The organism is Pseudonocardia nematodicida (genome assembly GCF_040105385.1).
In the GTDB taxonomy this organism is placed as follows: domain Bacteria; phylum Actinomycetota; class Actinomycetes; order Mycobacteriales; family Pseudonocardiaceae; genus Pseudonocardia; species Pseudonocardia nematodicida.
Genome location: NZ_JBEDNQ010000009.1, coordinates 95,491 through 118,420 on the forward strand (window position 1 = coordinate 95,491; position 22,930 = coordinate 118,420).

21 protein-coding genes are annotated in these 22,930 nt (G+C 73.4%); 12 read left to right on the forward strand and 9 right to left on the reverse strand.

The window, feature by feature from the left end:
* Nucleotides 1-5: 5 nt before the first annotated feature.
* From WIS52_RS21100 to WIS52_RS21120, 5 genes are read right to left on the reverse strand one after another with little or no spacing between them, the layout of a single operon-like run.
* Nucleotides 6-830: a siderophore-interacting protein gene (locus WIS52_RS21100; protein WP_349300041.1), complete on the reverse strand. Its 825-nt coding sequence runs from the start codon at nucleotides 828-830 to the stop codon at nucleotides 6-8.
* 36 nt (nucleotides 831-866) lie between these two features.
* Nucleotides 867-1,748 carry an ABC transporter ATP-binding protein gene (locus tag WIS52_RS21105; RefSeq protein WP_349300042.1) on the reverse strand — a complete coding sequence of 294 codons (882 nt, stop codon included), beginning with the start codon at nucleotides 1,746-1,748 and terminating at the stop codon, nucleotides 867-869.
* Between the two features lie 20 nt (nucleotides 1,749-1,768).
* Nucleotides 1,769-2,848 carry a FecCD family ABC transporter permease gene (locus WIS52_RS21110; protein WP_349300043.1) on the reverse strand — a complete coding sequence of 360 codons (1,080 nt, stop codon included), beginning with the start codon at nucleotides 2,846-2,848 and terminating at the stop codon, nucleotides 1,769-1,771.
* Nucleotides 2,845-3,900, reverse strand: a complete 1,056-nt coding sequence (locus tag WIS52_RS21115) for a FecCD family ABC transporter permease (protein WP_349300044.1) — start codon at nucleotides 3,898-3,900, stop codon at nucleotides 2,845-2,847. Before WIS52_RS21115 ends, WIS52_RS21110 begins: the two co-directional genes overlap by 4 nt.
* Nucleotides 3,901-3,943: 43 nt before the next feature.
* Nucleotides 3,944-4,993, reverse strand: coding sequence for an ABC transporter substrate-binding protein (locus tag WIS52_RS21120; protein ID WP_349300045.1), 1,050 nt, complete (start codon nucleotides 4,991-4,993; stop codon nucleotides 3,944-3,946).
* 176 nt (nucleotides 4,994-5,169) lie between these two features.
* Here WIS52_RS21120 and WIS52_RS21125 point away from each other — a divergent pair, with 176 nt between their 5' ends.
* The 8 genes from WIS52_RS21125 to WIS52_RS21160 all read left to right on the forward strand — a co-directional run bounded on the left by WIS52_RS21125 (nucleotide 5,170) and on the right by WIS52_RS21160 (nucleotide 13,800).
* Complete coding sequence (locus WIS52_RS21125) at nucleotides 5,170-5,937, forward strand: AraC family transcriptional regulator (RefSeq protein ID WP_349300046.1); 768 nt, start codon at nucleotides 5,170-5,172, stop codon at nucleotides 5,935-5,937.
* Between the two features lie 102 nt (nucleotides 5,938-6,039).
* Nucleotides 6,040-6,453: a hypothetical protein gene (locus WIS52_RS21130; protein ID WP_349300047.1), complete on the forward strand. Its 414-nt coding sequence runs from the start codon at nucleotides 6,040-6,042 to the stop codon at nucleotides 6,451-6,453.
* A complete protein-coding gene (locus WIS52_RS21135) occupies nucleotides 6,450-7,592 on the forward strand; it encodes a sensor histidine kinase (RefSeq protein WP_349300048.1) in 1,143 nt (380 codons plus the stop codon). The genes WIS52_RS21130 and WIS52_RS21135 overlap by 4 nt, the downstream gene beginning before the upstream one ends.
* Nucleotides 7,589-8,209, forward strand: coding sequence for a response regulator transcription factor (locus WIS52_RS21140; protein WP_349300049.1), 621 nt, complete (start codon nucleotides 7,589-7,591; stop codon nucleotides 8,207-8,209). The genes WIS52_RS21135 and WIS52_RS21140 overlap by 4 nt, the downstream gene beginning before the upstream one ends.
* 326 nt (nucleotides 8,210-8,535) lie before the next feature.
* Nucleotides 8,536-9,042, forward strand: a complete 507-nt coding sequence (locus tag WIS52_RS21145; RefSeq protein ID WP_349300050.1) for a DUF4365 domain-containing protein — start codon at nucleotides 8,536-8,538, stop codon at nucleotides 9,040-9,042.
* Complete coding sequence (locus WIS52_RS21150) at nucleotides 9,039-10,088, forward strand: hypothetical protein (RefSeq protein WP_349300051.1); 1,050 nt, start codon at nucleotides 9,039-9,041, stop codon at nucleotides 10,086-10,088. The genes WIS52_RS21145 and WIS52_RS21150 overlap by 4 nt, the downstream gene beginning before the upstream one ends.
* Nucleotides 10,085-10,705, forward strand: a complete 621-nt coding sequence (locus tag WIS52_RS21155; RefSeq protein ID WP_349300052.1) for a hypothetical protein — start codon at nucleotides 10,085-10,087, stop codon at nucleotides 10,703-10,705. Before WIS52_RS21150 ends, WIS52_RS21155 begins: the two co-directional genes overlap by 4 nt.
* Nucleotides 10,702-13,800, forward strand: a complete 3,099-nt coding sequence (locus tag WIS52_RS21160; protein ID WP_349300053.1) for an ATP-binding protein — start codon at nucleotides 10,702-10,704, stop codon at nucleotides 13,798-13,800. The genes WIS52_RS21155 and WIS52_RS21160 overlap by 4 nt, the downstream gene beginning before the upstream one ends.
* 94 nt (nucleotides 13,801-13,894) lie before the next feature.
* On the opposite strand, the gene WIS52_RS21165 is transcribed toward WIS52_RS21160, so the two are convergent.
* Nucleotides 13,895-16,468 (reverse strand): HAD-IC family P-type ATPase, encoded by a 2,574-nt coding sequence (locus tag WIS52_RS21165; protein WP_349300054.1) that lies wholly within the window; start codon nucleotides 16,466-16,468, stop codon nucleotides 13,895-13,897.
* Nucleotides 16,469-16,701: 233 nt separating this feature from the next.
* Between WIS52_RS21165 and WIS52_RS21170 the strand changes: the two genes are divergently transcribed.
* Nucleotides 16,702-16,926: a hypothetical protein gene (locus WIS52_RS21170; RefSeq protein ID WP_349300055.1), complete on the forward strand. Its 225-nt coding sequence runs from the start codon at nucleotides 16,702-16,704 to the stop codon at nucleotides 16,924-16,926.
* 38 nt (nucleotides 16,927-16,964) lie between these two features.
* On the opposite strand, the gene WIS52_RS21175 is transcribed toward WIS52_RS21170, so the two are convergent.
* Complete coding sequence (locus WIS52_RS21175) at nucleotides 16,965-17,321, reverse strand: VOC family protein (RefSeq protein ID WP_349300056.1); 357 nt, start codon at nucleotides 17,319-17,321, stop codon at nucleotides 16,965-16,967.
* A gap of 186 nt (nucleotides 17,322-17,507) precedes the next feature.
* Between WIS52_RS21175 and WIS52_RS21180 the strand changes: the two genes are divergently transcribed.
* Both WIS52_RS21180 and WIS52_RS21185 read left to right on the forward strand, forming a co-directional pair.
* Complete coding sequence (locus WIS52_RS21180; protein ID WP_349300057.1) at nucleotides 17,508-18,281, forward strand: SDR family oxidoreductase; 774 nt, start codon at nucleotides 17,508-17,510, stop codon at nucleotides 18,279-18,281.
* Nucleotides 18,282-18,300: 19 nt separating this feature from the next.
* Nucleotides 18,301-19,311: a zinc-binding dehydrogenase gene (locus WIS52_RS21185; protein WP_349300058.1), complete on the forward strand. Its 1,011-nt coding sequence runs from the start codon at nucleotides 18,301-18,303 to the stop codon at nucleotides 19,309-19,311.
* A gap of 115 nt (nucleotides 19,312-19,426) precedes the next feature.
* Here the strand turns inward: WIS52_RS21185 and WIS52_RS21190 are convergent, their stop codons facing one another.
* Together WIS52_RS21190 and WIS52_RS21195 are read right to left on the reverse strand one after the other, a co-directional pair.
* The gene (locus tag WIS52_RS21190; protein ID WP_349300059.1) at nucleotides 19,427-20,674 is read right to left on the reverse strand and encodes an MFS transporter; all 1,248 of its coding nucleotides are present in this window, start codon (nucleotides 20,672-20,674) and stop codon (nucleotides 19,427-19,429) included.
* A gap of 7 nt (nucleotides 20,675-20,681) precedes the next feature.
* A complete protein-coding gene (locus WIS52_RS21195) occupies nucleotides 20,682-21,359 on the reverse strand; it encodes a GntR family transcriptional regulator (protein WP_349300060.1) in 678 nt (225 codons plus the stop codon).
* 220 nt (nucleotides 21,360-21,579) lie between these two features.
* Between WIS52_RS21195 and WIS52_RS21200 the strand changes: the two genes are divergently transcribed.
* On the forward strand, nucleotides 21,580-22,923 hold the full coding sequence (locus WIS52_RS21200) for an MmgE/PrpD family protein (protein ID WP_349300061.1): 1,344 nt from the start codon (nucleotides 21,580-21,582) through the stop codon (nucleotides 22,921-22,923).
* The last annotated feature ends 7 nt before the right edge of the window (nucleotides 22,924-22,930 follow it).

A 22,930-nucleotide genomic window follows, 5' to 3' on the forward strand; every position in this document is an offset into this window, starting at 1 on the left:
CGGCGTCAGATCTGCCCGACCGGCTCGCGCTTCTCGGACTGGAAGACGTCCTCGCCGCGGCCGTGGGCCCAGTAGGCGGACAGCGAGAACGCGGACCGGTCGAGGCCGCGCTCGTCGGTGAGGTGCGGGCGGAGCGCCTTCATGGCACTCCGCTCGCCGTGCGCGAACACCTGGACCCGGCCGGCGGGCCAGTCCAGCGCCCGGACGGCGTCGACGAGCACGGTCGTCGTGCCCGCCTCGGCGCCGTCGCGGTGCAGCCACCGGACCTCGACGCCGTCCGGTGCGACCAGGTCGAGCCGGTCGGCCGCGGAGTCCACTTCGAGCAGTGCGACCCCGCGGGCGTCGGCGGGCATCGCCTCCAGCGCGGCCGCGATCGCCGGCAGGGCCGCCTCGTCACCGGCGAGCAGGTGCCAGTCGGCCTGCGGGTCGGGGGCGTAGCCGCCGCCGATCCCGGTCAGTACCACCGGATCGCCGGGCTCGGCCGTCGCCGCCCACGGGCCCGCGACGCCGGTCGTGCCGTGCACGACGAAGTCGATCCAGACCCGCTGGTTCGCCAGGTCGAACCGGCGGATCGTGTAGGTGCGCGTCGAGGGGAGCGCCTCGACCGGCAGCTGCTCGCGCAGCGCGGCGAGGTCGTAGGGCGGGGTCAGCTCGGATCCCGGGGGCAGGAAGAGCATCTTGGTGTAGGAGTCGGTGTGGCCCTTGTCCTCGACGTCGGCGAGCGCGGGGCCACCGGCGACGATCCGCACCATGTGCGGGGTGAGCTGCACCCGCTCGATCACCTCCAGCACGATCTGCGGCCGTCGCGTGCGGGTTCCGGGTGCGGTCATCGGTGTCCTTCGGGTGTCAGGGCGTTCTTTCGGGTGTCACGGTGCGGGTGTCACGGTGCGGGGGTCCAGCGGCACCACGGTAGGGGTGCCGGTGACCGGGTCGGGTACCACGAGCGAGCGGAGTCCGAACACCTCGTCGATCAGCTCGGCGGTGATCACCGACTCCGGCGGGCCGGTGGTGACCACCCGCCCGTCGTGCATGACGATCAGGTGGTCGGCGTAGCGGGCGGCCTGGTTGAGGTCGTGCAGGACCGCGACGATGGTCCGGCCCTGCTCGTGCAGGGTGCGGAACAGCTCCATCAGCTCGTACTGGTGGGCGATGTCGAGGAACGTCGTCGGCTCGTCCAGCAGCATGATCGGGGTGTCCTGGGCCAGCAGCATCGCCGCCCAGACCCGCTGCCGCTGGCCGCCGGACAGCTCGGCGACCAGCCGCCCGGACAGCTCGGTCAGCCGGGTGGCCTCCAGGGCCGCCCGGACGGCGTCCTCGTCGGAGGGCCGCCACTGGTGGATGAGGTTCTGGTAGGGCGCCCGGCCCCGCGCGACCAGGTCGGCGACCCGGATCCCGTCGGGAGCCAGCGAGCTCTGCGGCAGCAGCCCGAGCCGGCGGGCGGCCTCCTTGGGCGGGTAGCTGCCGACGGCCTTGCCGTCGAGCAGGATCCGGCCCGCCGAGGCGGGCAGGACCCGGGACAGCGCACGTAGCACGGTGGACTTTCCGCATCCGTTGGGGCCGATGATCGCGGTGAAGGACCCGTCGGGGACCGCCACCGAGAGGTGCTCGGCGACGACGCGCCCGTGGTAGCCGATCGTGGCGTCCTCGGTGACGATCCGCGGCGCGGTCTCCCCGGGTGGCGCGGCCGGTGCTGTCCCCGCGTCCGACTCGGGCGCCGGGGCGCCGGGGCGTGCGGTCTCGGTGTACATCGGGGTTCTCCCGGTTCCGTTCATGCAGGTGTCCCGTACTGCCGGCGGGCCTCGCGCACGAGGAGCCAGATCAGGTAGAGGCCGCCGAGGCAGACCGTGATCAGGCCGACCGGGATGACCCGGTACACCTCGGCGATCGCCAGGGTCAGCAGGTGTGCCGACGCCAGGAGCATCGCGCCCATCGCGGCGGAGGAGAGCACGCTGATCCCCGGCGAGCGGGTCAGCCGGCGGGCGAGCTGGGGGGCGGCCAGGGCGACGAACGTGATCGGGCCCGCCGCCGCGGTCACCAGGGCCGTCGTCGCGACCCCGACGACCAGCAGCGCGAGCCGCGCCGCGCCGACCCGGGTGCCCTGGGTGACCGCGGCGTCGTCGCCGAGCTCCAGGCGGCGCAGGGCGGGCGACAGCAGGACCGCGGCGACCACGATCACGGCCGCGAACCCCAGCGAGGGCAGCATCGGCGTCCACGTGACGTTCGCGATCGACCCCGCGTGCCAGAGGCCGACGGTCATGGCGTCGTCGATGTCGGCCCGGGTGATGAGGTAGGCGTTGGCGGAGTTCAGCATCGCGGCGATCCCGATCCCGACGATGATCAGCCGGAAGCCCGTGATCCCGCGGCGGTAGGCGAGCGCGTAGACCACGAACGCGGTGAGCAGCCCCCCGGTCAGTGCGGCGACGGCGATGTTCCAGTAGCTGCCGGCGCCGAGCACCAGCAGCGTGACCGCCACGCCGGTGTAGGAGCCGGCGTCGAACCCGATCACGTCCGGCGAGCCCAGCGGGTTGCGGGTCAGCGACTGGAAGATCGCCCCGCCGATCCCCAGCAACGCGCCGAACACGATCGCGGCCAGGGCGACCGGCAGCCGCCACTCGGTCACGATGATCCGGTGGAAGGACTCCCCGCCGCCGAGCAGCGCCCGGGTGACCTCGAGGGCGCCGAGCCGGAAGTCGCCGAGCCCGAGCGCGAGGACCGAGACGACCAGCGCGGCCAGCAGCAGGGCCGCCGACACCACGGCGAGCCGGACGCCGACGCGGCCGGAGAACAGCGGCGAGCGGACGGTACGGACGGCGTAGCCGAAGTCCACCCGGGGCCGGGTCGTGGTCACAGGCCGCTCGCCTCCCTCCGGCGGACGAGCGCGATGAGCACCGGCGCCCCGATGATCGCGGTGATGATGCCGACCTCGATCTCACCGGGGCGGGCGATGATCCGGCCGAGGATGTCGGCGACCAGGATGAGTACCGGGGCGGCGAGCGCGGAGTAGGCGATGATCCACCTCTGGTCGGGTCCGACGAACCACCGGACGACGTGCGGCACCATCAGCCCGACGAAGGCGATCCCGCCGGTCAGGGCGGTGGCGCCGCCGGCCAGCAGGGTGATGACCAGCACGCCGATCACGCGGGTGCGGGCCACCCGGGTTCCGAGCGAGGCGGCCAGGTCGTCGCCCAGGGCGATGGAGTTCAGCGACCCGGCCAGCGCGACGGCACCGAGCAGTCCGGCGACCAGGAACGGTGCGACCAGCAGCGTGTCCTCGAGGCCGGTGCGCGAGATCGACCCGAGGCCCCAGTTGCGGAACGCGCGGAACGTCTCGGGGTCGATCAGGGTGAGGAAGGTCGAGAACCCGTTGAGCACCGCCCAGAGCGCGACGCCCGCGAGGACCAGGGTGACCGGCGAGGCGGTACCCCCGCCGGCCGAGCCGATCACGAACACGATGATCGTGGTCAGCGCGGCGCCGAGGAACGCGAACCACACGTACTGGGTGATGCCGGTGAGCCCCAGCAGACCGGCCCCGAGGGTGACCGCGAAGCCGGCGCCCGCGTTGACCCCCAGGATCCCGGGCTCGGCGAGCGGGTTGCGGGTCAGCGCCTGGATCACCGCCCCGGCGACGCCGAGCGCGGCACCGACGCCGAGGGCGACGAGTGTCCGGGGCCACCGTTCGGTCCACACGATGATGGCGGCCTGCGAACCGTCGTCGCGGTTCCACAGGGCCGACCAGACCTGGTCGTAGCCGAGCGGGTTGGCGCCGTGCGCCAGGCTCAGGAGCATCGCCACGAGCAGCGCGGCGAGGATCGCCACCAGCCCGACGGCGCGTCGTCGGTACAGCGACGACCGGGCGGGGGTGTCCCCCCGCCCGGCGCGTCGCCGGAAGGCGATCGTCATCGCGTGACCTCGAGCATGCCGTGCCGTTCCGCCGGTGCGGCGATCAGGCGAGCTCCAGCCCGCTGATCCGGTCGGCCAGCGCGTCGACGGTCCAGGGGAGGCTCGTCGCGCTGGCGCCGCGGCGCAGCACCCAGGTCATCGAGCTGTCCGGGTCGTCGATGGTGACGCCGATGTAGCGGCCCTCGGCGACCGGGGGCAGCGCCTGGAACAGCGGGGCGGCCTCGCGCGCGTCCTTCGCCGCAGGATCGGTGTAGAACACGACCAGGACGTCCGCGTCGAGCTGGCCGATCTGCTCGTCGGCGACGCCCGCCTCGGAGGTGAAGTTCTCGGCCAGCGGGTTCGGGGTGAAGCCCATCCGGGTCACGACGCCCTCGGCGGTACCGCCGGCGACGGTGTAGTAGTCGATGCCGCTCTGGGTGTAGTCCGTGGCGATCGTGATGGTGCGGTCGGCGTACTCCGGGTGCTCCTGCGCGACCCGGTCGATGGCCTGCTCGGCCTCGGTGATCGCGGTGTCGGAGGCAGCGCTCAGGTCCAGCGCCTCGCCGATCATGCGCTGGGTGTCCTGCCAGGAGATCTGGTCGCCCTGCACCTGGGTGGGGTTCTCCAGCACCGGGGCGATGGAGCTCAGCCGCTCGAAGTCGACCTCGTCCTGGACGTAGTTCGTCGCGATGATCAGGTCGGGGTTGGTCGAGGCGATCCCCTCGAAGTTGATCGGGTCCCGCCGGGTGGCGGTGTCCACGAGCTCGATCTGCGACATCCACGCCTGGTCACGCCAGGGCCACTCGCTCTCCTCGCCCATCGTGTAGACCGGGGTCGCCTCGAGGGCCTCGACCGCGTCCAGGTTCGGGGAGAAGCCGACGACGGCGATCCGCTCGGGCCGCTGCTCCAGGACCGACTCGCCGGCCCAGGTCGTCAGGGTCAGCGGGTACTGGGTGGTGCCCTCGGCGGCGGGGAGCAGCCCGGATCCCGGCTCGGCCGCGTCGCCGGAGTCGCCGGTGTCCCCGGCGGCACATCCGGTGAGTGCGAGCAGTGCCGCCAGCGCGACGGCGGGCACGACGTGCCACCGGCCGCGGCGGGGCGTAGTGAGGGGCATGACCGACCTTCCGTGAGAACGAGAGGTGCCCCGATCGGGTCCGCGATTCGGACCCACCGGACACCCCGGGTTAGGTTAGGCAAGACTTCCTCTCGCAGCATGCAGATTCCGACACGGTGCGCGCAGTTGGCGGCATGATCGGAATCCGGCCCCACTCACCGACGGAGGCTGGAACGATGTCGGACCCCGAGACCGCCGAACCGGGATCGGCGCTCTCGCCCTGGCGTGTCCACGTGCCGCCGGTGTCGATCGAGGGCCGGGTCGAGCCCGACCAGCACGTCCTGCTCTGGCAGGTGCGCGGACGGTCCGACTTCGTCGTCGGGTCCGAACGCCTCGGTCTCCAGGTGGGCCTGGCCATGTGGATCCCGGCCGGGGCCCGGCACTCGTTCACCACGCACGAGAACTCGGTCCTGCTGCCGATGTTCTTCGAGGTCGCGGCGACGGCCACGACACTGCGTGCGCCGACCGTCATCACGGTCGACCGCGATCTGCGCACGCTGTTCCTGGCCTTCATCCAGTCGACCTACAGCATCATCCGGCCCGGCGTGAACATCGCCCGGCAGATCCTGGCCCTGATCGAGGAGCGGCCGGTGCTGGCCGTGGCCCTGCCGATGCCGACCACCGACGCCGCGCTGAGCGTGGCCGAGTCGCTGCGGTTCAACCCGGGCGACGACCGCAGTGTCGACGAGCTGGCGAGATCCGCGCACACCTCCGTCCGCACGATCGAACGGGCCTTCCTGGCCGAGACCGGCATGACGCTGCGCCGGTGGCGGATCTGCAACCGGATGGAGGCGGCGGGGATCCTGCTCCGCTCCCGGACGACGGCCGACGCGGTGGCCCGCCGGGTCGGCTACGCGAACACCAGCGCGTTCCGCCGGGTGTTCAAGGGGCACTTCGGGATGACGCCGAGCCAGTACATCGAGCGCTTCCGCGTGGAGCGCTGACGCTCACGGCCGGATCGTGCGATCCGCATGTCCCGGCGTGCGCGGGCCCGCGCCAGCGTCGTTCCCGTCCGCGAGAACACCGGGGAACGGGAGACGAGAGCGATGGAACCCACGACGACCGACCGGCCGCTGCGACACGCGGTGCGGCACTATCTCGAGATGGTCCTGGCGATGTGCGTCGGCATGATCGTGCTCGGCGGCGTCGGCGTCGGGCTGGCCGTGCTGCTGGGCCTGCCCGCGACCTACGGCGCCGAGATCGACGCGCTGCTGATGGCCACCACGATGGCGGCGGGGATGGCGGTGTGGATGCGCCACCGCGGCCACTCCTGGATCCCCGTGGCGCAGATGAGCGGGTCGATGTACGTCGCGTTCGGCATCCTCTTCGTTCCACTGTGGATGTCGCTGATCACCCCGTCCGACCTGATGCTGTGGGGCCACGTGCTGATGCTGCCCGCGATGGCCGGTGCCATGCTCCTGCGTCCGGGCGAGTACACCCGCCCGCACCGGCACGCATGACCGGCGGGCGGACCCGGCCGGACCGGGAACGGGTGTGGCTGGTGACGGCCGTGGTCGCGGCGTCGGTGCTGACCACGGCGGTGGCCGGGGTGGGTCCGTTCCTGGAACCCGGCACCGGACGCCGGCTGGCAGGCGGCGCGGTCCTGCTGGTGGTGCTGGCCGCGCAGGCCCTCGCCCTGGCCGGCCGGATCCCGGGCGGAACGGGAGCCGGCCGCCGGGCGGCGCCGCTGGTCGCGCTGGTCCTGGCCACCGCCGTCTCGGTGCCGGTGCTCGCCCCGGCCGGGACCGGGCAGGGCTGGGAGACCTGGGCCTGGGTCGCGGCCGGTGTGGCCGGGTCGGCCCCGTTCCTCATCGGGTGGCGAGCGGGCGCGGTGGCGGCCGTCGTGCTCACGGCGGTCTCGGCCGTCGTCGGACGGTGGGTCGCGGGCGATCCGGTGGAGTACGGGGTGCTGACGGGCTGCACGGCCGCGGGCCTGATGGTGATCCACCTGTTGCCGCTGCGGCTGTGGGAGCTGGTCACCGAGGCCCGAGCGGGTCGGGACGCCGCCGCCCGGCTGGCCGCCGCCGAGGAGCGGCTGCGGTTCGCCGCCGACGTGCACGACCTGCTCGGCCACCACCTCACCGTGATCGCCCTGCAGGCCGAGCTCGCCGCGCGCACCGTCCACACGGCACCGGACACCGCGGCCGGCCACGCCGAACGGGCCCGCTCGCTCGCCGCGACGGCGCTGGCCGAGATGCGCCGGGTCGTACACGGCTACCGCGCGGTCGACCTGGACGCCCAGCTCGCCGCCGTCGCCGAGGTGCTGCGCGCGTCCGGGGTGCGGTGCACCCTCGACACCGCGGTCCCCGCGACGCTCCCGGCGCCGGTCGCCGAGGCGCTCGCCGCGACCGCCCGGGAGGCCGGGACCAACGTGCTGCGGCACAGCCGGGCCCGGTGGTGCACGATCCGGCTCGTGCAGGACACCGACGGCACCGAGCTCACGATCGTCAACGACGGTGTCACCCGCGGCGCCCCGGCCGACGAGCACAGCTCCGGCCTGCGCGGGCTCGCCGACCGGCTGGCCGCAGCAGCCGGCTCCCTCGACACGACCGTCGACGACGGCGTGTTCACCCTGCGCGCCACGGTGCCCGTCCTGTGAGCGGCGGAGATCGGATCCGGGTGCTGCTGGCCGACGACGAGGAGCTGATCCGGGCCGGCGTCGCCGCGCTGCTGGAGCTCGAGGACGACATCACCGTCGTCGCTCAGGCCGGTGACGGCCGCACCGCCGTCGACGCGGCGCGGGCGCACCGGCCCGACGTCGCCGTCGTCGACCTGGAGATGCCCGGCGCCGACGGCATGGCCGTCACCCGGGAGCTCGCCGCCGCGCTCCCGGGCTGCGCCGTCGTGATCCTCACCGGGCACGGCCGGCCCCCGCACCTGCGCGAGGCGCTCGCCGCCGGAGCCGGCGGGTTCGTGCCGAAGGGCTCGCCGGGGGCGGTGCTCGCCGACGTCGTGCGCCGGGTGCACGGCGGCGGCCGCTACGTCGACCCCGCGCTGGCCGCCGACGCCCTCGCGGCACCCACCTGCCCGCTCAGCGAGCGGGAGCTGGAGGTGCTGCGTGCCGCCGGTCCGGACACGCCGGTCGCGGTGGTCGCGCGGCGGCTGCACCTGTCGGCGGGGACGGTGCGCAACCACCTGGCCGCGATCACCCGGAAGCTGGGCGCGGGGTCGCGGGTCGAGGCGCACCGGATCGCGGTCGGCGAGGGCTGGCTCTAGAACGGCGTGCTGGCCCGGGAAGAGTGAGACCCCGGTCGCGTCCCGGTAGCCGGCGCCCACGGGACCGCCCGATGATGCAGTCCCGCAGGGCCGGCCGTGGAGCCGGCGTCGGGCGCGTCGCCATTCACGACGTGTGACCCAGCTCGCTTCACCGGCCGGCCGCGCTACGTGCCGACACAGCTCGATGCGCCTGCCGGTGCAGCCTCCGTGACCAGGGCCCGCGTGCATGCCTGCCGAACGCGCCGTGCCATACACCCGACCGGCTCTCGCGAACCCTGATCGATCACTCATAGGGTCTGTCCGGCGACGGCGTGTGGAAGGCGTGAATGCTCGACCCGAACAACCATCGCGGTGCCTTCGGTGAGGCGTACGTCCAGGTTCTCGCCGCCGCCGCGGGATTGACCGTGTACACCGACAACGTCGATCGCGACGGGATCGACCTGGGCATCCGGATGCCGAGTCCCGGCCGCGGCTTCGCCCGGGCGATCGAGGCCCAGGTGAAGACGACGGCGTCGCCGCGCTGGCGGAACGGACACCTGCTCTTCGGTGGTCTCGACCGCCGGCAGTTCAATCGCCTCGCAGGCGAAGGCTTCCAGGTCGAGCGCTACCTCATCGTGGTGGTCGTCCCGAAGGACAGCGACCGGTACGCCGACATCTTCACCTCCGGCCTGTTGCTGCGCACGATCGCCTACTTCCACTCCCTGCGGGACCGGCGCCCGTTCGAGGACGACGCGACCCGCGGCAGCGTCCAGGTGACCGTGCCGACCGCGAACGTCCTCACCGCCGAGTCGCTGCGCGGACTCGTGTTGCGCGATCCGGTGGTGACCGCATGAGGGACACGGCGGTGGTCACGGATCTCGTGGGATATCTGGGTCGGACGGGCTGGCAGGACACCGGCCGGACGTGGCGAGGCGGGGGCATCTGGTCGCTGGCCGGGACGGAGGTGCTGGTACCTGTCGACTCCGACGTCCGCGACTACCCCGAGCGCGTCGCGGATCTCGTCCGCGTGGTCGCCGATGTCGAGGAACGTCCGGCCGACGACGTGCTGCGCAGCCTGCGCCGCCCGGCCGACGACCAAGTGACCCTCGAGCCAGGGGCCGAGCTGACCCTGGACTCCGGCGTGCAGACGCTCGACGGGGTCCGGCGGCTGGTCCGGGAGTCCGCCCGGACGGTCTCGGAGGGCCCGCACGTGCGCTTTCGTGGCCGTGAGACCGGCACCGTGACCGAGCTGCTCGCCTCGACCGCCATCGGTCCGGTCATGTCCGGCAAATCCGGGTTCTCGCTGTTCCTGCCGTCCGACGGGGACGGCGAGCTCCGTGGGCGAGAGGTGACGCGCCAGTTGCACGACATGCTGACGACGGCGTCCCGCGCCGTCCGGTCCGGTCGTCCCGCTGCGCTCGAGGACACGGTCCTGCTCGGGGTCACGGTGGAGTGCTGTCGCGTCCTGGCCCATCTCGGCGGCTCCGACGACGAGGGCTTCGAGTTCGGGTTCCGGTGGGCGGCCGACGGGACGGGGCCCGTCCGCGGCCCGGCGCGTGTCGGGTTCCCGGCCGGATCCGGCTCCGTCCTCCGGAGTGCCGGGCGCCGGATCGTGCGGAACGCGCTGCGGGGAGGAGCGTCCGCGGCCGGGCTAGTCGACGGTCTGCACGACGAGCCCGGATCGGAAGACCGATGGCGGGCGCGGGTCAGCGGCGAGGTCCTGCCCCATGCCGGTGAGGTGCGGGGCCGGACGATCTGGCTGCGGTTCCGGGGGCAGGAGACCTACGACCGGACCGTCGAGCGGTACCACCACGGACTGCCGATCCGGGTCGAGGGCGAGCTGACCAGCCGCGACGGCCGGATCGAGCTGATGGTCGATGAGGACGGATGGACGACATGAGCACCAGCGGAGGGAGCACGGTGGCGGGCGAGGAGCTCAACCAGCAGGAGCGGGCGGTGTTGTTCACCCTCCTCGCGGAGGGGCGCGAACTGACCAACGCGCAGCTCCACGACGCGGGCGGTGTCCGCCTCGACGGCGCACCGCGACGCCGGCTCAACGACCGGAAGCTGGTGGAATCGACCAGGGTGGGACGGGCATACGTCCACGAGCTCACCGACGACGGTGCGGCGTGGTGCACCGCCGAGCTGAGCGCTGAGCGCCCGGCCCGGGCGGGCTACCTGGGAGGTGCCTTCTACGCGGTGCTCCGTGGACTCGGTCGGAGCGGCGTCCCGCTCGCCGAGCTGTTCCCCTACCGGCCCGATGTCGAGCGGGAGATCCGACACGCCTACGGACGCCTCGCGGGTCCGGGCGAATGGGTCGGTCTCCCGCGGCTGCGGGACGAGATCGGCACCGGATCCCGCTCGGACATCGATGCGGCGCTCGGCACGCTCGCCGTCGCGCCCGGCGTGCACCTCCAGGCCGAACCGAATCGTCGTGCGCTCACCGACCGGGATCGCGAGGCCGCGATCGTCGTCGGTGGCGAGGAGCGGCACATGATCATGATTGAGAACGGATGATCGACGAAGAACTCGCTGCGCTCGAAGCGGTCCAGTTCAACTGGGCCGTGACGCCCGAAGACGTGTGGAGCCCGGTCGAGCACCACGTCGACGGCCTCCACGAGCGTGCCGCGCGGGCACTGTGGACCGCGGTGCCCAAGGGAGCCACCACGCGGTCGAGCCCGGTCGGCGTCGTGCTGCAGGGGGAGAAGGGCGTCGGCAAGACCCACATGCTGCGCTGGCTGCGGCACCGGACGCAGGAGATCGACGGATACTTCTTCCTGCTCCGGCTCATGGAGGGTGACGACTTCTGGCGCAACGCCGTGCACGGGGTGCTGGACGGTTTCCAGGGCGGCCAGCTCGATCAGCTGAGTCCGCTGCTGCGTCGGCTGGCGACACTGGCCGGGCTGGCTCCGCTGGAGCAGTCCCGGATCTCCGGCACGATCCCGGTGTCCCGGGACGACCTCGACGCGCTCGTCGCAGGCATCCGCAAGGTCGACGCCCAGGTGTGGAGCGACTGCCAGGACACGCTGCGGGCGCTCGTGCTCTTCCGCGCCGACCGGCCCGAGGTGCACGAGATCGGCAACGGCTATCTGAGCAACGACGGCGACGTCGAGGACGGCGCCCGCGTCGCCTGGGGGTTCCGGCCCGGCCCCGCACGATCCCGGCAGCTCGTGCTCCGTGACCTCTCCCGGCTGCTGGCGCTCACCGGCCCGACCGTCCTCGCCGTCGACCAGATCGATCCGTTCATCAGCCACTCGGGCTCGGCGCTGCACGACGGCGCAGGTCGTTCCGAGACGATCGGCACCGTGGCCGACGGCCTCATGGAGCTGCGCGAGATCACCCGGCGGACACTCACAGTCGTCGCCTGCCTGCCGGCGTCGTGGGCGATGCTGACCCGGAACGCGGTCGCCTCGGCGGAGGACAGGTTCCGGGTGCTGAGCCTGCAGGGGGTGATGCCGAACGGGGACGTGCCGCGCGCGATCGTCGGGCAGCACCTCGGCGGCCTCTACGCCGAAGCCGGGTTCACTCCGCCGTACCCGACATGGCCGGTCCGGCCGGAGGCGTTCGACGCGGTCGGCGCCTACACCCCACGCCGGCTGCTCCAGGCCGTCAGCCTGCACGTCCGGGGCTGTATCGATGCCGACCGCGTGCACGAACTCACCGATCTCGCCGACTCCGCACGGCAGGTCGAGCCGGCCGTGGCCGCCGATCCGCAGCGTCTGCGCGAGCTGGACCGGACCTTCGACGAGTTGCGCGCGGCCGCCGACGTCACGGTGCCGTTGGACCAGGACCGTGAGGACCAGCGTGTCCCGTCGCTGCTCGCCGCAGGCCTGCGGGCGTGGGTCGCGGAGCGCGGCGACGCGGGTCAGCCGTTCACCGTCGACCCGGTCCGGGCTCGACGGCCCCCGGTCCACGCCCGGCTCCGGCACACGCTGGACGAGACCACTGAGGCCGAGGCGCACTACGCCTTCCGGGCCATCGCGCACTCCCACCACCGTGCCGTCCAGAGTCGGCTCGCGGCGGCGCGGACCGAAGCCGGGCTGGGCGGAGGGTCGACCTCGCGACGGCTCGTGCTCCTGCGCAACCGTGACTGGCCGAGCGGCAAGGTGACCGCGCAGGCGGTGAACGACATCGAGGCGCACGGCGGCATCGCTGTTCCGGTCGGGGAGGCGGACCTCCGCACCCTGTCCGCGCTGGAGGTCATGCAGCACCCGCTGCGCCCGGGCTGGCACGACTGGCTGGTCAGCCGCCGCCCGGCCGCCTCGGTCGAGATCTTCCGCCGTTTCCTGCCCGCGCCGGTCGGGCCGCCGGACGGCGAGCCCGCACCTGCTCCGAGCGGGACCGGGCAGGACACCGGGTCCGCGGATCCGGAACACCGGGACGACGAGCGACCCGCAGCGCTCGTCGGCGTCACGGACGACGACCGCCCGGTCACCATCCCGATCGAAGCCCTCCGCAAGCACACGGCGGTGTTCGCCGGCTCCGGCTCCGGGAAGACCGTCCTGCTGCGACGGCTGATCGAGGAATCCGCCCTGCAGGGCGTCTCCTCGATCGTGCTGGACATCAACAACGACCTGTCCCGGCTCGGCGACGCGTGGCCGGAGCCGCCACCGCACTGGATCGCCGGCGACGCGGAACGGGCGTCGCGCTACCTGGACGGCACCGATGTCGTGATCTGGACGCCGGGGCGGACCCGCGGCCGGCCCCTGTCGTTCCGTCCCCTGCCCGACTTCGCCGCCGTACTCGACGACGAGGACGAGTTCCGGATGGCAGTCGACGCCGCCGTGTCGAGCCTGGCCCCGCACACGGGCCTGACCGGCCGCAAGGTCGCGCAGGGCGAGGCGGTGCTGCGCGAGACGGTGGGGTACTTCGCACGTCAGGGCGGGACCTCGCTCGGTGGCCTGATCGCGTTGCTCGAGGAACTGCCGGACGGGCTGACCAGCCTGCGGAACGGTCCGCGACTGGCGTCCGAGATGTCGGATGCCCTTCGCGCGGCGACGATCAACGATCCGCTGCTCGGCGGGGCCGGCGAGCCGCTCGACCCGGGGGTGCTGCTCACCCCCGCCGACGGAGCTCGGGCCCGGGTCTCGGTGATCAGTTTCGTCGGGCTCCCGACGGCGGCACAGCGGGAGAGCTTCGTCAACCAGCTCCAGATGGCCCTGTTCTCGTGGATCAAGGCGAACCCGGCGGGGCCGAGACCACTGGGCGGGCTGTTCGTGATGGACGAGGCGCAGAACTTCGCGTCCTCCGGTGCGTTCACCGCCTGCACCGCCAGCACCATCGCGCTCGCGTCGCAGGCGCGGAAGTACGGACTCGGCCTGGTCTTCGCGACCCAGGCGCCGAAGGGCTTGCACAATCACGTGTCGGGTAACTCGGCGACCCAGTTCTTCGGGTTTCTCAACGCGCCGGCCCAGATCGCCGCGGCGAAGGATCTCGCCCGGGCGAAGAGCGGCAACGTCGACGACATCTCGCGTCTCGGGGTCGGTCAGTTCTACCTGGCGACCGCGGGAGGCGGATTCTCGTTCCTCCGCGTACCGCAGTGCCTGAGCCACCATCCGCCGAGCCCGCCCAACGAGGAGGAGGTCCTGCGCCGCGCGTGCGGGGAGCGGTGAGCGCCAGGTCGGACAGCGGGCCGCCGATCACTCTGTGACAGTGCCGCCGAAGGGTGACCGGAAGGGTTGACGCATCCCGCGACCGGCGCGCATATCATCGCCCGGGGCCCGGGGTGTCACGACGACCGGAACCCAGCCGGCGATCGCCCGGAGAAGGCTGTGGGGAGTCCTCCACCCCGAGCATTCGGTCGAGCACCCGGAACCGGAACACCACCGACAGCAGCACGAACCACCCCACCAGCGCCGGCACCACCACCGCGAACACCGGCCGCGCCGCGCCGGTGAGCCCGAAGTACGACGACAGCACCGGCGTGAACACCACCACCGCGAACGCCGCGGTCAGCCCCAGTACCAGCCAGGCCGGTCGCCGGTCGCCGACCACGGGGGTCCAGGACGCGAACACCCGGTGCGGCGGCAGCAGGAAGAGGATCAGCACGAACGATGCCAGTGAGACGAAGGTGGACAGCCCGGTCTGGGCGCCGATGGTGGCTGCGGCCTCGGTGAAGTCGGTGTCCCGGCCGTAGACGAGCCCGGTGTAGCTCTCGAACTCGTCGATCACCTGGTCCGGTGTCCGTCCGCTGCCGAAGCCCTGCTGGATGGCGCGGTACAGCAGCGTGTAGACGGCGGTCCCGACGCCCGCGGTGACGACCGCGGCCGGGACGACGAAGCGTCCGAGGTTCGCCAGCAGACGGTCGTCGGGTGTGCGGGGTGTCGCCCAGATGGTCAGGAAGAAGGTCGGGATCCCGACGGTCAGCAGGGTCAGGCCGACCTGGGTGGGGGAGTAGGGGAACCCCAGCCCGAGCAGGGTGACCGCGAGGATGACCAGCGCCTGGGTGGCGACCCGGGTGAGGAAGACGTACATCGACGTCGCGAGCCCGTCGATGATCCGGCGGCCCTCGTCGCGGGCGGGCAGCAGTGCGGCGAAGGAGTCGTCGACGAGCACGACGTCGGCGACGTCGCGGGTCACGCTGCTGCCACTGCGCATCGCGACGCCGACGTGCGCCGCCTTGAGCGCGCGGGCGTCGTTGACACCGTCGCCGAGCATCGCGACGTGCGCGCCGCGCCGGCGCAGCGCGGCGACGACCCGTTCCTTCTGCTCCGGCGCGACCCGGCCGAAGACCGTCGTGCGGGCGACGAGCCGGTCGAGCGCGTCGTCGTCGAGATCGTCCAGGTCGGGGCCGGCGACCGGCTCCCCGGCATCGAGCCCGGCGCGGGTGGCCAGCGCGGCGACCGTGCGCGGGTCGTCCCCGGACAGCACGGTGATCGCGACGCCGTCCGCCCGGAACCGGGCGATCGCGTCGGTGACCTCGGGGCGCAGCTCGTCGGCGAACACGACCAGCGCGACCGGGTCGAGCTCGGGCAGCGCGGGCCGGCCGGCGGCGTCGCGTAGGACGGCGGCGGGGTCGGCCGGGCGGACGAGCAGCAGCACCCGCAGCCCGCGGGCGGTCCGGTCCTCGACCGCGCCGGCGGCGAGCGCGGTGCGCAGGTGCGGGGCCAGCGCGTCGGGCGCGCCCAGTACCCAGGTCCCCGTCCCGGTGACCTGGCCGGACCAGCGCAGCGACGACGCGAACGGAACCTCGTCGGACAGCGGCCCCGCCGGTCCTGGCAGGGCGGACGCGAGCGCGGCCGAGGTGAGGTTCGGGTCGGTGACCGAGGCGGCGTAGCGGGCGAGGACGTCGCGGACCTCGACCGCCGGGTCGAGGGGCAGGATCTCGTCGAGGGTGAGCCGGCCGGTGGTCAGCGTGCCGGTCTTGTCGGTGCAGACCACGTCGACGTGGGTGACCGCCTCGACGGCGTTGACCTGCTGCACCAGCGCCCCCCGCCGCGCGATGCGGGCCGCGCCGCGGGTGTAGGCGACGGCGATGAGGAAGAACAGTCCATAGGGGACCAGCCCGGACAGCACCGCGGTGATCTGGACGACCCGCAGTAGCGAGAAGCCCTCCAGCAGCGCCTGGGCGAGGATGGCCCCGCTCATCAGCACGACCAGCGCCATCGTCAGGCGGACGACGAAGTCGATCCGCCGCTGCAGCGGTGTCCGGTCGGTGCTCACCCGGCGGGCGTCGAGGGTGAGCCGGCCCGCGTAGCTGTCCGCGCCGACGTCCTCGGCGCGTTGCCGGCCCGCACCGGCGACGCAGTGGCTGCCGGAGCGCAGCGTGTCGCCGAGCCCCTTCACGACCGGGTCGGACTCACCGGTCAGCAGCGACTCGTCGACCTCGACCCGCCCGGCCACGACCGGACCGTCGACGACGATCTGCCCGCCCGGCCGCACCTGCACCAGGTCGCCGCGCACCACCTGCACCGCCGGGATCACGGTCTCGGCGCCGTCCCGGACGACGGTCACGTCCGCCTCGTCGAGCAGCTGGAGGTCGTCGAGCTTGCGCTTGGCCCGGATCTCCTGCACCGCGCCGACGACGGCGTTGACCAGGCCGAGTCCGACGCTGGTCAGCGCGTCGTTGTAGCGGCCCAGCACCAGCAGCACGACGCCGATCGCGAACAGGATCGTGTTGTAGAAGGAGAAGACGTTGGTGCGCAGGATCGTGGCGTAGGTGCGGGAGGTCCCGCGGACCGGCGCGTTGACCGCGCCGGCACGGCGTTGCTCGGCGACCTGCGCGGCGGTCAGGCCCGCGTCCGGTGGGCCGTCGGTCACGTCGACGGTCGGGGACCCCATGCCGACCTCCCCGTGGACTCCGCGCTCACCGGACATCGGCATGATCGTTGCAGAGGACACCGGAGAACGTGCTGTGCGCCCGCTGTGAACCGCCTGTCAGAGCCCGGGCCGGATCCCACCGCCCAGGGCACCGGCCGCTCCCGCGTAACGCCGACCGCGGCCTCGTGCGAGTCCCGCACGTGCTCAGACACGTTCCGGCCGGCGAGTTGAGTCATCGCGAGATTCTCACGACCGTGCAGATCGAGGACGACGACCGGATAGGCGGGACGGACGGCTGGGCCGTCAAGGGCGTGCTGCTCTCCGCGTCGCACGGCTACGGCTACAGCGACGTCCCCGGCGAGCGCTTCGCGTCCGAGTGCACCGTGACGCTGTCGACCGGGCCGCAGGGCCACACGAAGGTGTCGTTCATGGTCCCCGGCAGCACCCTCATCGCGGTGTTCGACCCGGACGGTCGCTGACCACCGCCGAGACCGCCGTGCGGGTGGCCGGCCGATGGTCAGGGCTCCCGCGGCTCCAGCAGGCAGAACTCGTTGCCCTCCGGATCGCGCATCACGACGCAGGCCGCGTCCGGCTCCTGACCGATGTCGGCCCGTTCTGCGCCACGGGTCTCCAGCGCGACGACCGCCGCGGCCTGGTCCTCGGCGTACAGGTCGAGGTGGAGCCGGTTCTTCACCGTCTTCGCGTCGGTGACCGGGGTGAAGAACAGGCTCGCGCCCCGGCCGTCCGGGGGCCGGACCTCGACGCCGTACCCGGTCTCGGAGGCCACCTCCCAGCCGAGGGTCTCGGCCCACCAGCGGCCGCAGGCGGCGGGGTCGTGGGCGTCGATGGTCAGCGCTTCCCAGCTCAACTGCACGGCCGCACGGTAGCGAAAACACCGGTGATCGACGGTTCCGGAGCGCACGGTTCGGGAGGCGAACGCCGCGCTCCGGAACCGTCGATCACCCGACGGCCGGGTGCCGCCGGTCACGGTCGATCATCGGAGGTCGTACGGCGACCGCGACCCGTTCGTCGTCGGCGACCTGGAGAGAGCGAGAGACCGATGACCGACCCGACCCCCTTCGGCGTCACCGGCAAGCTGGCCCTGGTGACGGGCTCGTCCCGCGGGCTCGGCCTGACCCTGGCCACCGGACTCGCCCGGGCCGGCGCCCGCGTCGTCCTGCACGGGCGCGACCCGGAGGCGCTGGCCACGGCGCAGGGGGAGATCGCCGCGGTGACGGGGGAGACCCCCGCGGTGGTCCGGTTCGACGTGGCCGACGCCGACGCGGTGGCCGACGGGATCGGTGCGCTGGTCGCCGAGCACGGCGTCCCGGACGTCCTGGTGAACAACGCCGGGATCCAGCGCCGGGCCCCCTTCACCGACTTCACCGTGGCCGACTGGGACGCGATCATCACGAACAACCTGTCCAGCGCGTTCTACGTCTCCCGCGCCCTCGCGCCCGGCATGGTCGAGCGACGCTCCGGCAAGATCGTCAACATCGGCTCGGTCCAGTCCGTGCTGGCCCGCGAGACGATCGCCCCGTACGGCGCGTCCAAGGGCGGGCTGGTGCAGCTCACCCGGGGCATGGCCGCGGACCTGGCGCGCTACGACGTCCAGGTCAACGCGATCTCGCCGGGCTACTTCGCCACCGACATGAACGCCGCGCTGGTCGCCGACACGGAGTTCGCGGCGTGGCTCGAGAAGCGGACGCCGGCCCGGCGGTGGGGCCGGCCCGAGGAGCTCGTCGGGACCCTGCTCTACCTGGCGTCGAGCGCCTCGGACTTCGTGTCCGGCCAGAACATCGTCGTCGACGGCGGCCTGACCGCGACCGTCTGACCGGATCGGAGCCCACCCCATGCGACGCATCGTCATCCGCGGGGCGACGGACCTCGTCGTCGAGGACGCCCCGGCACCCGAGCCGGGCCCGGGCGAGGTCCTGCTCCGGATCGCCTACGCCGGGATCTGCGGGTCCGACCTGCACTACTACGCCGACGGCGCGAACGGCGCGTTCACCGTCCGCGAGCCGCTGGTCCCCGGGCACGAGGTGTCGGCCGTCGTCGAGCACGACCCGTCCGGGACGTGGTCGGCGGGCGCGCCGGTCACCGTGCACCCGGCGACGTTCGGCGACCCGCACACCGGTCCGGCCGGGGCGCCGCACCTCTGGCCCGGCGGTGCCTACCTGGGCAGCGCCTCGACCTGGCCGCACACCCAGGGCGGGATGGCCGAGCTGCTCGTGGTCCGCGCCGACATGCTGCGCCCGCTGCCGCCGGAGCTCCCGCTGTCCCGCGCGGCGCTGGCCGAACCGCTCGCGGTCGGTCTGCACGCCGCCGGCCTCGCCGGGGACCTGACGGGACGGTGTGTCCTGGTCAGCGGGTCGGGGCCGATCGGGCTGCTCGCCGTCGCCGCCGCCCGGGCGCGCGGTGCCGCGCACGTGACCAGTACCGACACCCGGCCCGCCGCGCTGGACCGGGCGAGCGCGGTCGGCGCCGACGGGACCGTCCTGATCGGACGGGACGAGGTGCCGGCCGGGATCGCCGACGTCGTCCTGGAGTGCTCCGGGGCTCCCGCCGCGATCTCGGCGGGGATCGTCGCCGCGCGGGCGCGGGGGACGCTGGTGCAGGTCGGGATGATGCCGAACACGCCGCAGCCGGTCCTGCTCGCCCCGGCGATCTCCAAGGAGCTCACGATCCGCGGGTCGTTCCGGATGCACGACGAGCTGGGCGAGGCCGTGCGCGTGCTGGCGGCCGACGACCGGGCCGCGGCCGTCGTCACGCACACGTTCGCGCTGGGCGACGCCGTCGAGGCGTTCGGGACGGCGGGCGACGCCGACCTCTCCGGCAAGGTCCTGATGGAGCTCGGCGGGTAGGAACGCCGCGCGGGCCGCCCCGCCCCGCGATCCCCCGCCGAGATACGGACCAGCGGGAAATGTCGATCTCTGCGGCCCTCTGAGGCGTATCTCGGCGGGGCGGTGCGCCGGCCGGTCAGGTCGCGCGGTCGTGCGCGGCGACGGGCGTCGCCGGGGTGCGCCCGGGGTGGTCCGGCAGGTGCCGCGCCGAGAGGAAGGTGCACACCGCCGAGGACAGCAGCAGCACCCCGCTCGCGTGGAAGACCGCCCCGACCCCACCGGTCAGCCCGGCCAGCCCGCCCGCGGCGAGCGGTACGACGACCTGGCCGATCCGGTTGCCCGCCAACCGCACCGACAGCGCCGCCGCGCGGTTGCGGGCGTCCGCGACCAGGGTCACCCAGGACATCGTCAGCGGCTGGCCGAGCCCCCAGAAGAACCCGACGACCAGCATCGCCACGGTCAGCAGCACAACGTCGTCGGTGAGGGGGAGCAGCACCATCGGCACCCCCGACGCGAGGGTGGCCGAGACCAGCAGCCCGCGGCGCGGCACCCGGCGCAGCAGCACCGGCATCGCGGCCCGCGAGACCACCGACGTCACGCTGCGCGCGGTCAGCAGCAGCGTGACGGTCCCGACCGACAGACCCATCTCCTGCCCGAGCACCGGCAGGTAGGCCATCACGAGATCCATGCCGGTGAGCACGGTGAAGCTGGAGTACATCGCGGGCTTCATCCCGCGCGTCCCGAGGATCGCCCGGGTGGACTGCTGCGAGCCCACGGCCTCGGTCCGGCTCACCCGCGCCCGGCTGACCGGGACGAAGCAGAACGCGAACGGCACGGCGAGGGCGGCCATGCCCGCCATCACCAGCAGCGCCGGCGTCGTGGCGACCTGCTCGGCGGCACCGCCGGGGTTGGTCAGCGTGGCGACGAACCCCGCGACCGGGAAGCCGAGGAGCTGACCGGCCGAGACGCCGAGGGTCAGCTGGCCGAACCGGGAGTCGACCTTCTCCGGCGGTGACCACAGCGGGATGAGGCTCTGGCAGGCCACGGTGTGCAGCATCTGACCGAGGCCGAGCGCGGCACTGGCGACGACCAGCACCGCCAGTCCGGGGCTCACCGCCGCCACCGCGACCGCGGCGACCGAGAGGATCAGTCCGAGCCGGATCGCCAGCACCCCGCGACCGCGGTCCACCGCGCGGCCGATCTGCAGCGCGACGACCAGCGGTAGCACCGCGAACGCCCCGGTGACCAGGCCGACGGCGAGGGCGTCACCACCGAGCGAGAGCGTCCGGTAGGAGATCAGCGTCCGCGCGCCGGACAGCACGGCGTGCGAGAGCAGGGTGACGAGGACCAGGCAGGGGAACCAGGGGGGCCGGGGGAGGGTCACCCGCAGATCAGGAGGCCGAGGCGCCGGTGGCCCGGAGCTCGGCGCTGGTCTGCCGCAGCTCCCAGGCGTGCATGACGTGCGCGTGCATCGCGGCGCGGGCGGCCGGGCCGTCCCGCCGTTGGAGCGCGTCGAGGATCGCGACGTGGTCGCGGTCGAGCTCCCGGCTGAACTCGCCGACACTCCACAACGTCACCGACGGGCTGAACCGCGCCCAGAGCAGCTGGATGCCCTCGACCATCACCGGCGAGGTGCACCGGTAGATCGAGAAGTGCAGCTCCTTGTTCAGCAGCGACAGCGTCGCGGAGTCCGCGCCCGCGGTGGTCTCGCGGACCAGTCGCTCGTTCGCGGCGACGATCGTCGCGTAGTCCTCGTCGGTCATCCGCTCGACGGCCACCTCGCAGGCGAGCCCCTCGAGCTCGGCGCGCATCCGGTAGAGGTCCTGCGCCATCTGCGGGGTGAAGTCGCGGACCGTCGCGCCGCGGTGGCTGGTGTACTCGATCGTGCCGTCGGCGGCGAGCACCCGCAGTGCCTCGCGGACCGGGGTCGGGCTCACGCCGTAGCGCTTGGCGATCGCGGTCTGCCGCAGCTGATCCCCGGGGTTGATGACGCCCTGCTGCAGATCGGCCTTCAGCCGCTCGAGCACGTAGGCGGTGCGGCTCTTCGGCAGCGCGTCCATCTCGCTCATCCGGTCTCCCCGCCGTCCGATCCCTGGTGGTCCGGGCGCGAACGGCCCCCGATGCCGGACAGTAGCACGCGGTCTACTTTCAATGGTCGATGGAAAAGATTTTATAGAATCTATTGACCACGTCGAGTGCCCGTGTTTGCCTCTGTCTGCCCAGTCACGTGACACCGGTCACCCGGTCGGTCCCGTGTGCGATCACAGGAGATCACCAGGAGGCAGCCCGGTGGACATCGCAACCACCTCGAGCGCGGCCGTGAACCGCTGGTCCGCACTGGACGCCGGCCACCGGGAGCAGCTGTGCCACCTGCTCGCCGACGCGCTGGGCCTGGCCGCCGCGGGCGCGGCGAACGACGACGCCCGGCGGGTGCTCGACGGCCTCGCCGCGGTCTCACCCGGCGAGGTCGCCGTCCCGTGGACCGGGCTGCGCCTCGCCGCACCGCAGGCCGTCACCGCACTGTCCACGCTGGTCCACGCCTGGGACTTCGACGACACCCACGACGAGGCCGTGGTGCACACCGCCGCGGTCGTGGTGCCCGCCGCGCTCGTCGCCGTGAGCACGTCACCGGTGCCGGGGAAGCGGGTGCTCGACGGCGTCGCCACCGGCGTCCAGGTCCTCTCCCGGCTGGCCCGGCTGGCCGGTCCGAGGCCCGGCGTGATCCGCACGGCCGGGCTGGGCGCGTTCGCCGCCGCCGCGACCGCGGCCACCGTGTGGGGCCTCGACGACGACACGACCGGCAACGCGATGGCGCTCTGCCTCGGGTCCGCGCTCGCGCCGTACACCCGGCAGGCGGTCGTCGACGGTTCGGTGGCCAAGCGGGTCCAGCCGGGACTGGCCGCCGCGCACGGGCTGACCGCGGCGTCGCTGGCGCGGGCGGGCGTCGCCGGGCCCGCGGGCTGGCTGGGCGGCACCTTCGGCCTGCTGCCGGACTCCGGGACGACGCTGCACGACCTGCTGGCCGGACCGGCCGAGCTCGACGGCGTCGCGCTCAAGCCCTACCCGGCCTGCCGCTACACCCACGCCGCGCTCGCCGCCGCCGAGGCGCTGCACGCCCGGCACCCCGGGGCGGGGTCGGTCGGCCGGATCGTCGCGCACCTGCCCGCCGGCCCGGCCTACGAGCTGGTGTCCCGGCCGTGGCAGGACCGCGGCACCCCGCTCGTCGACGTCCAGTTCTCGCTGCCCTGGCAGCTCGCGGCACTGTGGACGACCGGTCGCTACGACCTCACGACGCTGACCCGCGATCTCGGCCGGGTCGACGTCGCCGCGCTCGCCGCCCGCGTCGAGGTCCGCCAGGACCTGCCGGCGAGCACCGTGATGGCCGGTGCCCGGGTGGAGCTGGAGACCCCGGACGGCACCCGGGACACCGCCGAGGCCCGGATGCCCGGCGCCGGTGCCGACCGGCCGGACCGCGCGGGCGTCGACCGCAAGCTCCTCGGCTGCCTGGAGGTCGCCGGGGTCACCGACCCGCGCGGTGCCGCCGACCGGGTGTGGGACCTGGCCACCGACCTGCCCGCTCTCACTCCGGACGCGGTCACCGCCGCGCTGCGCGCCGCGACCCTCCTGAACTGATCCACCC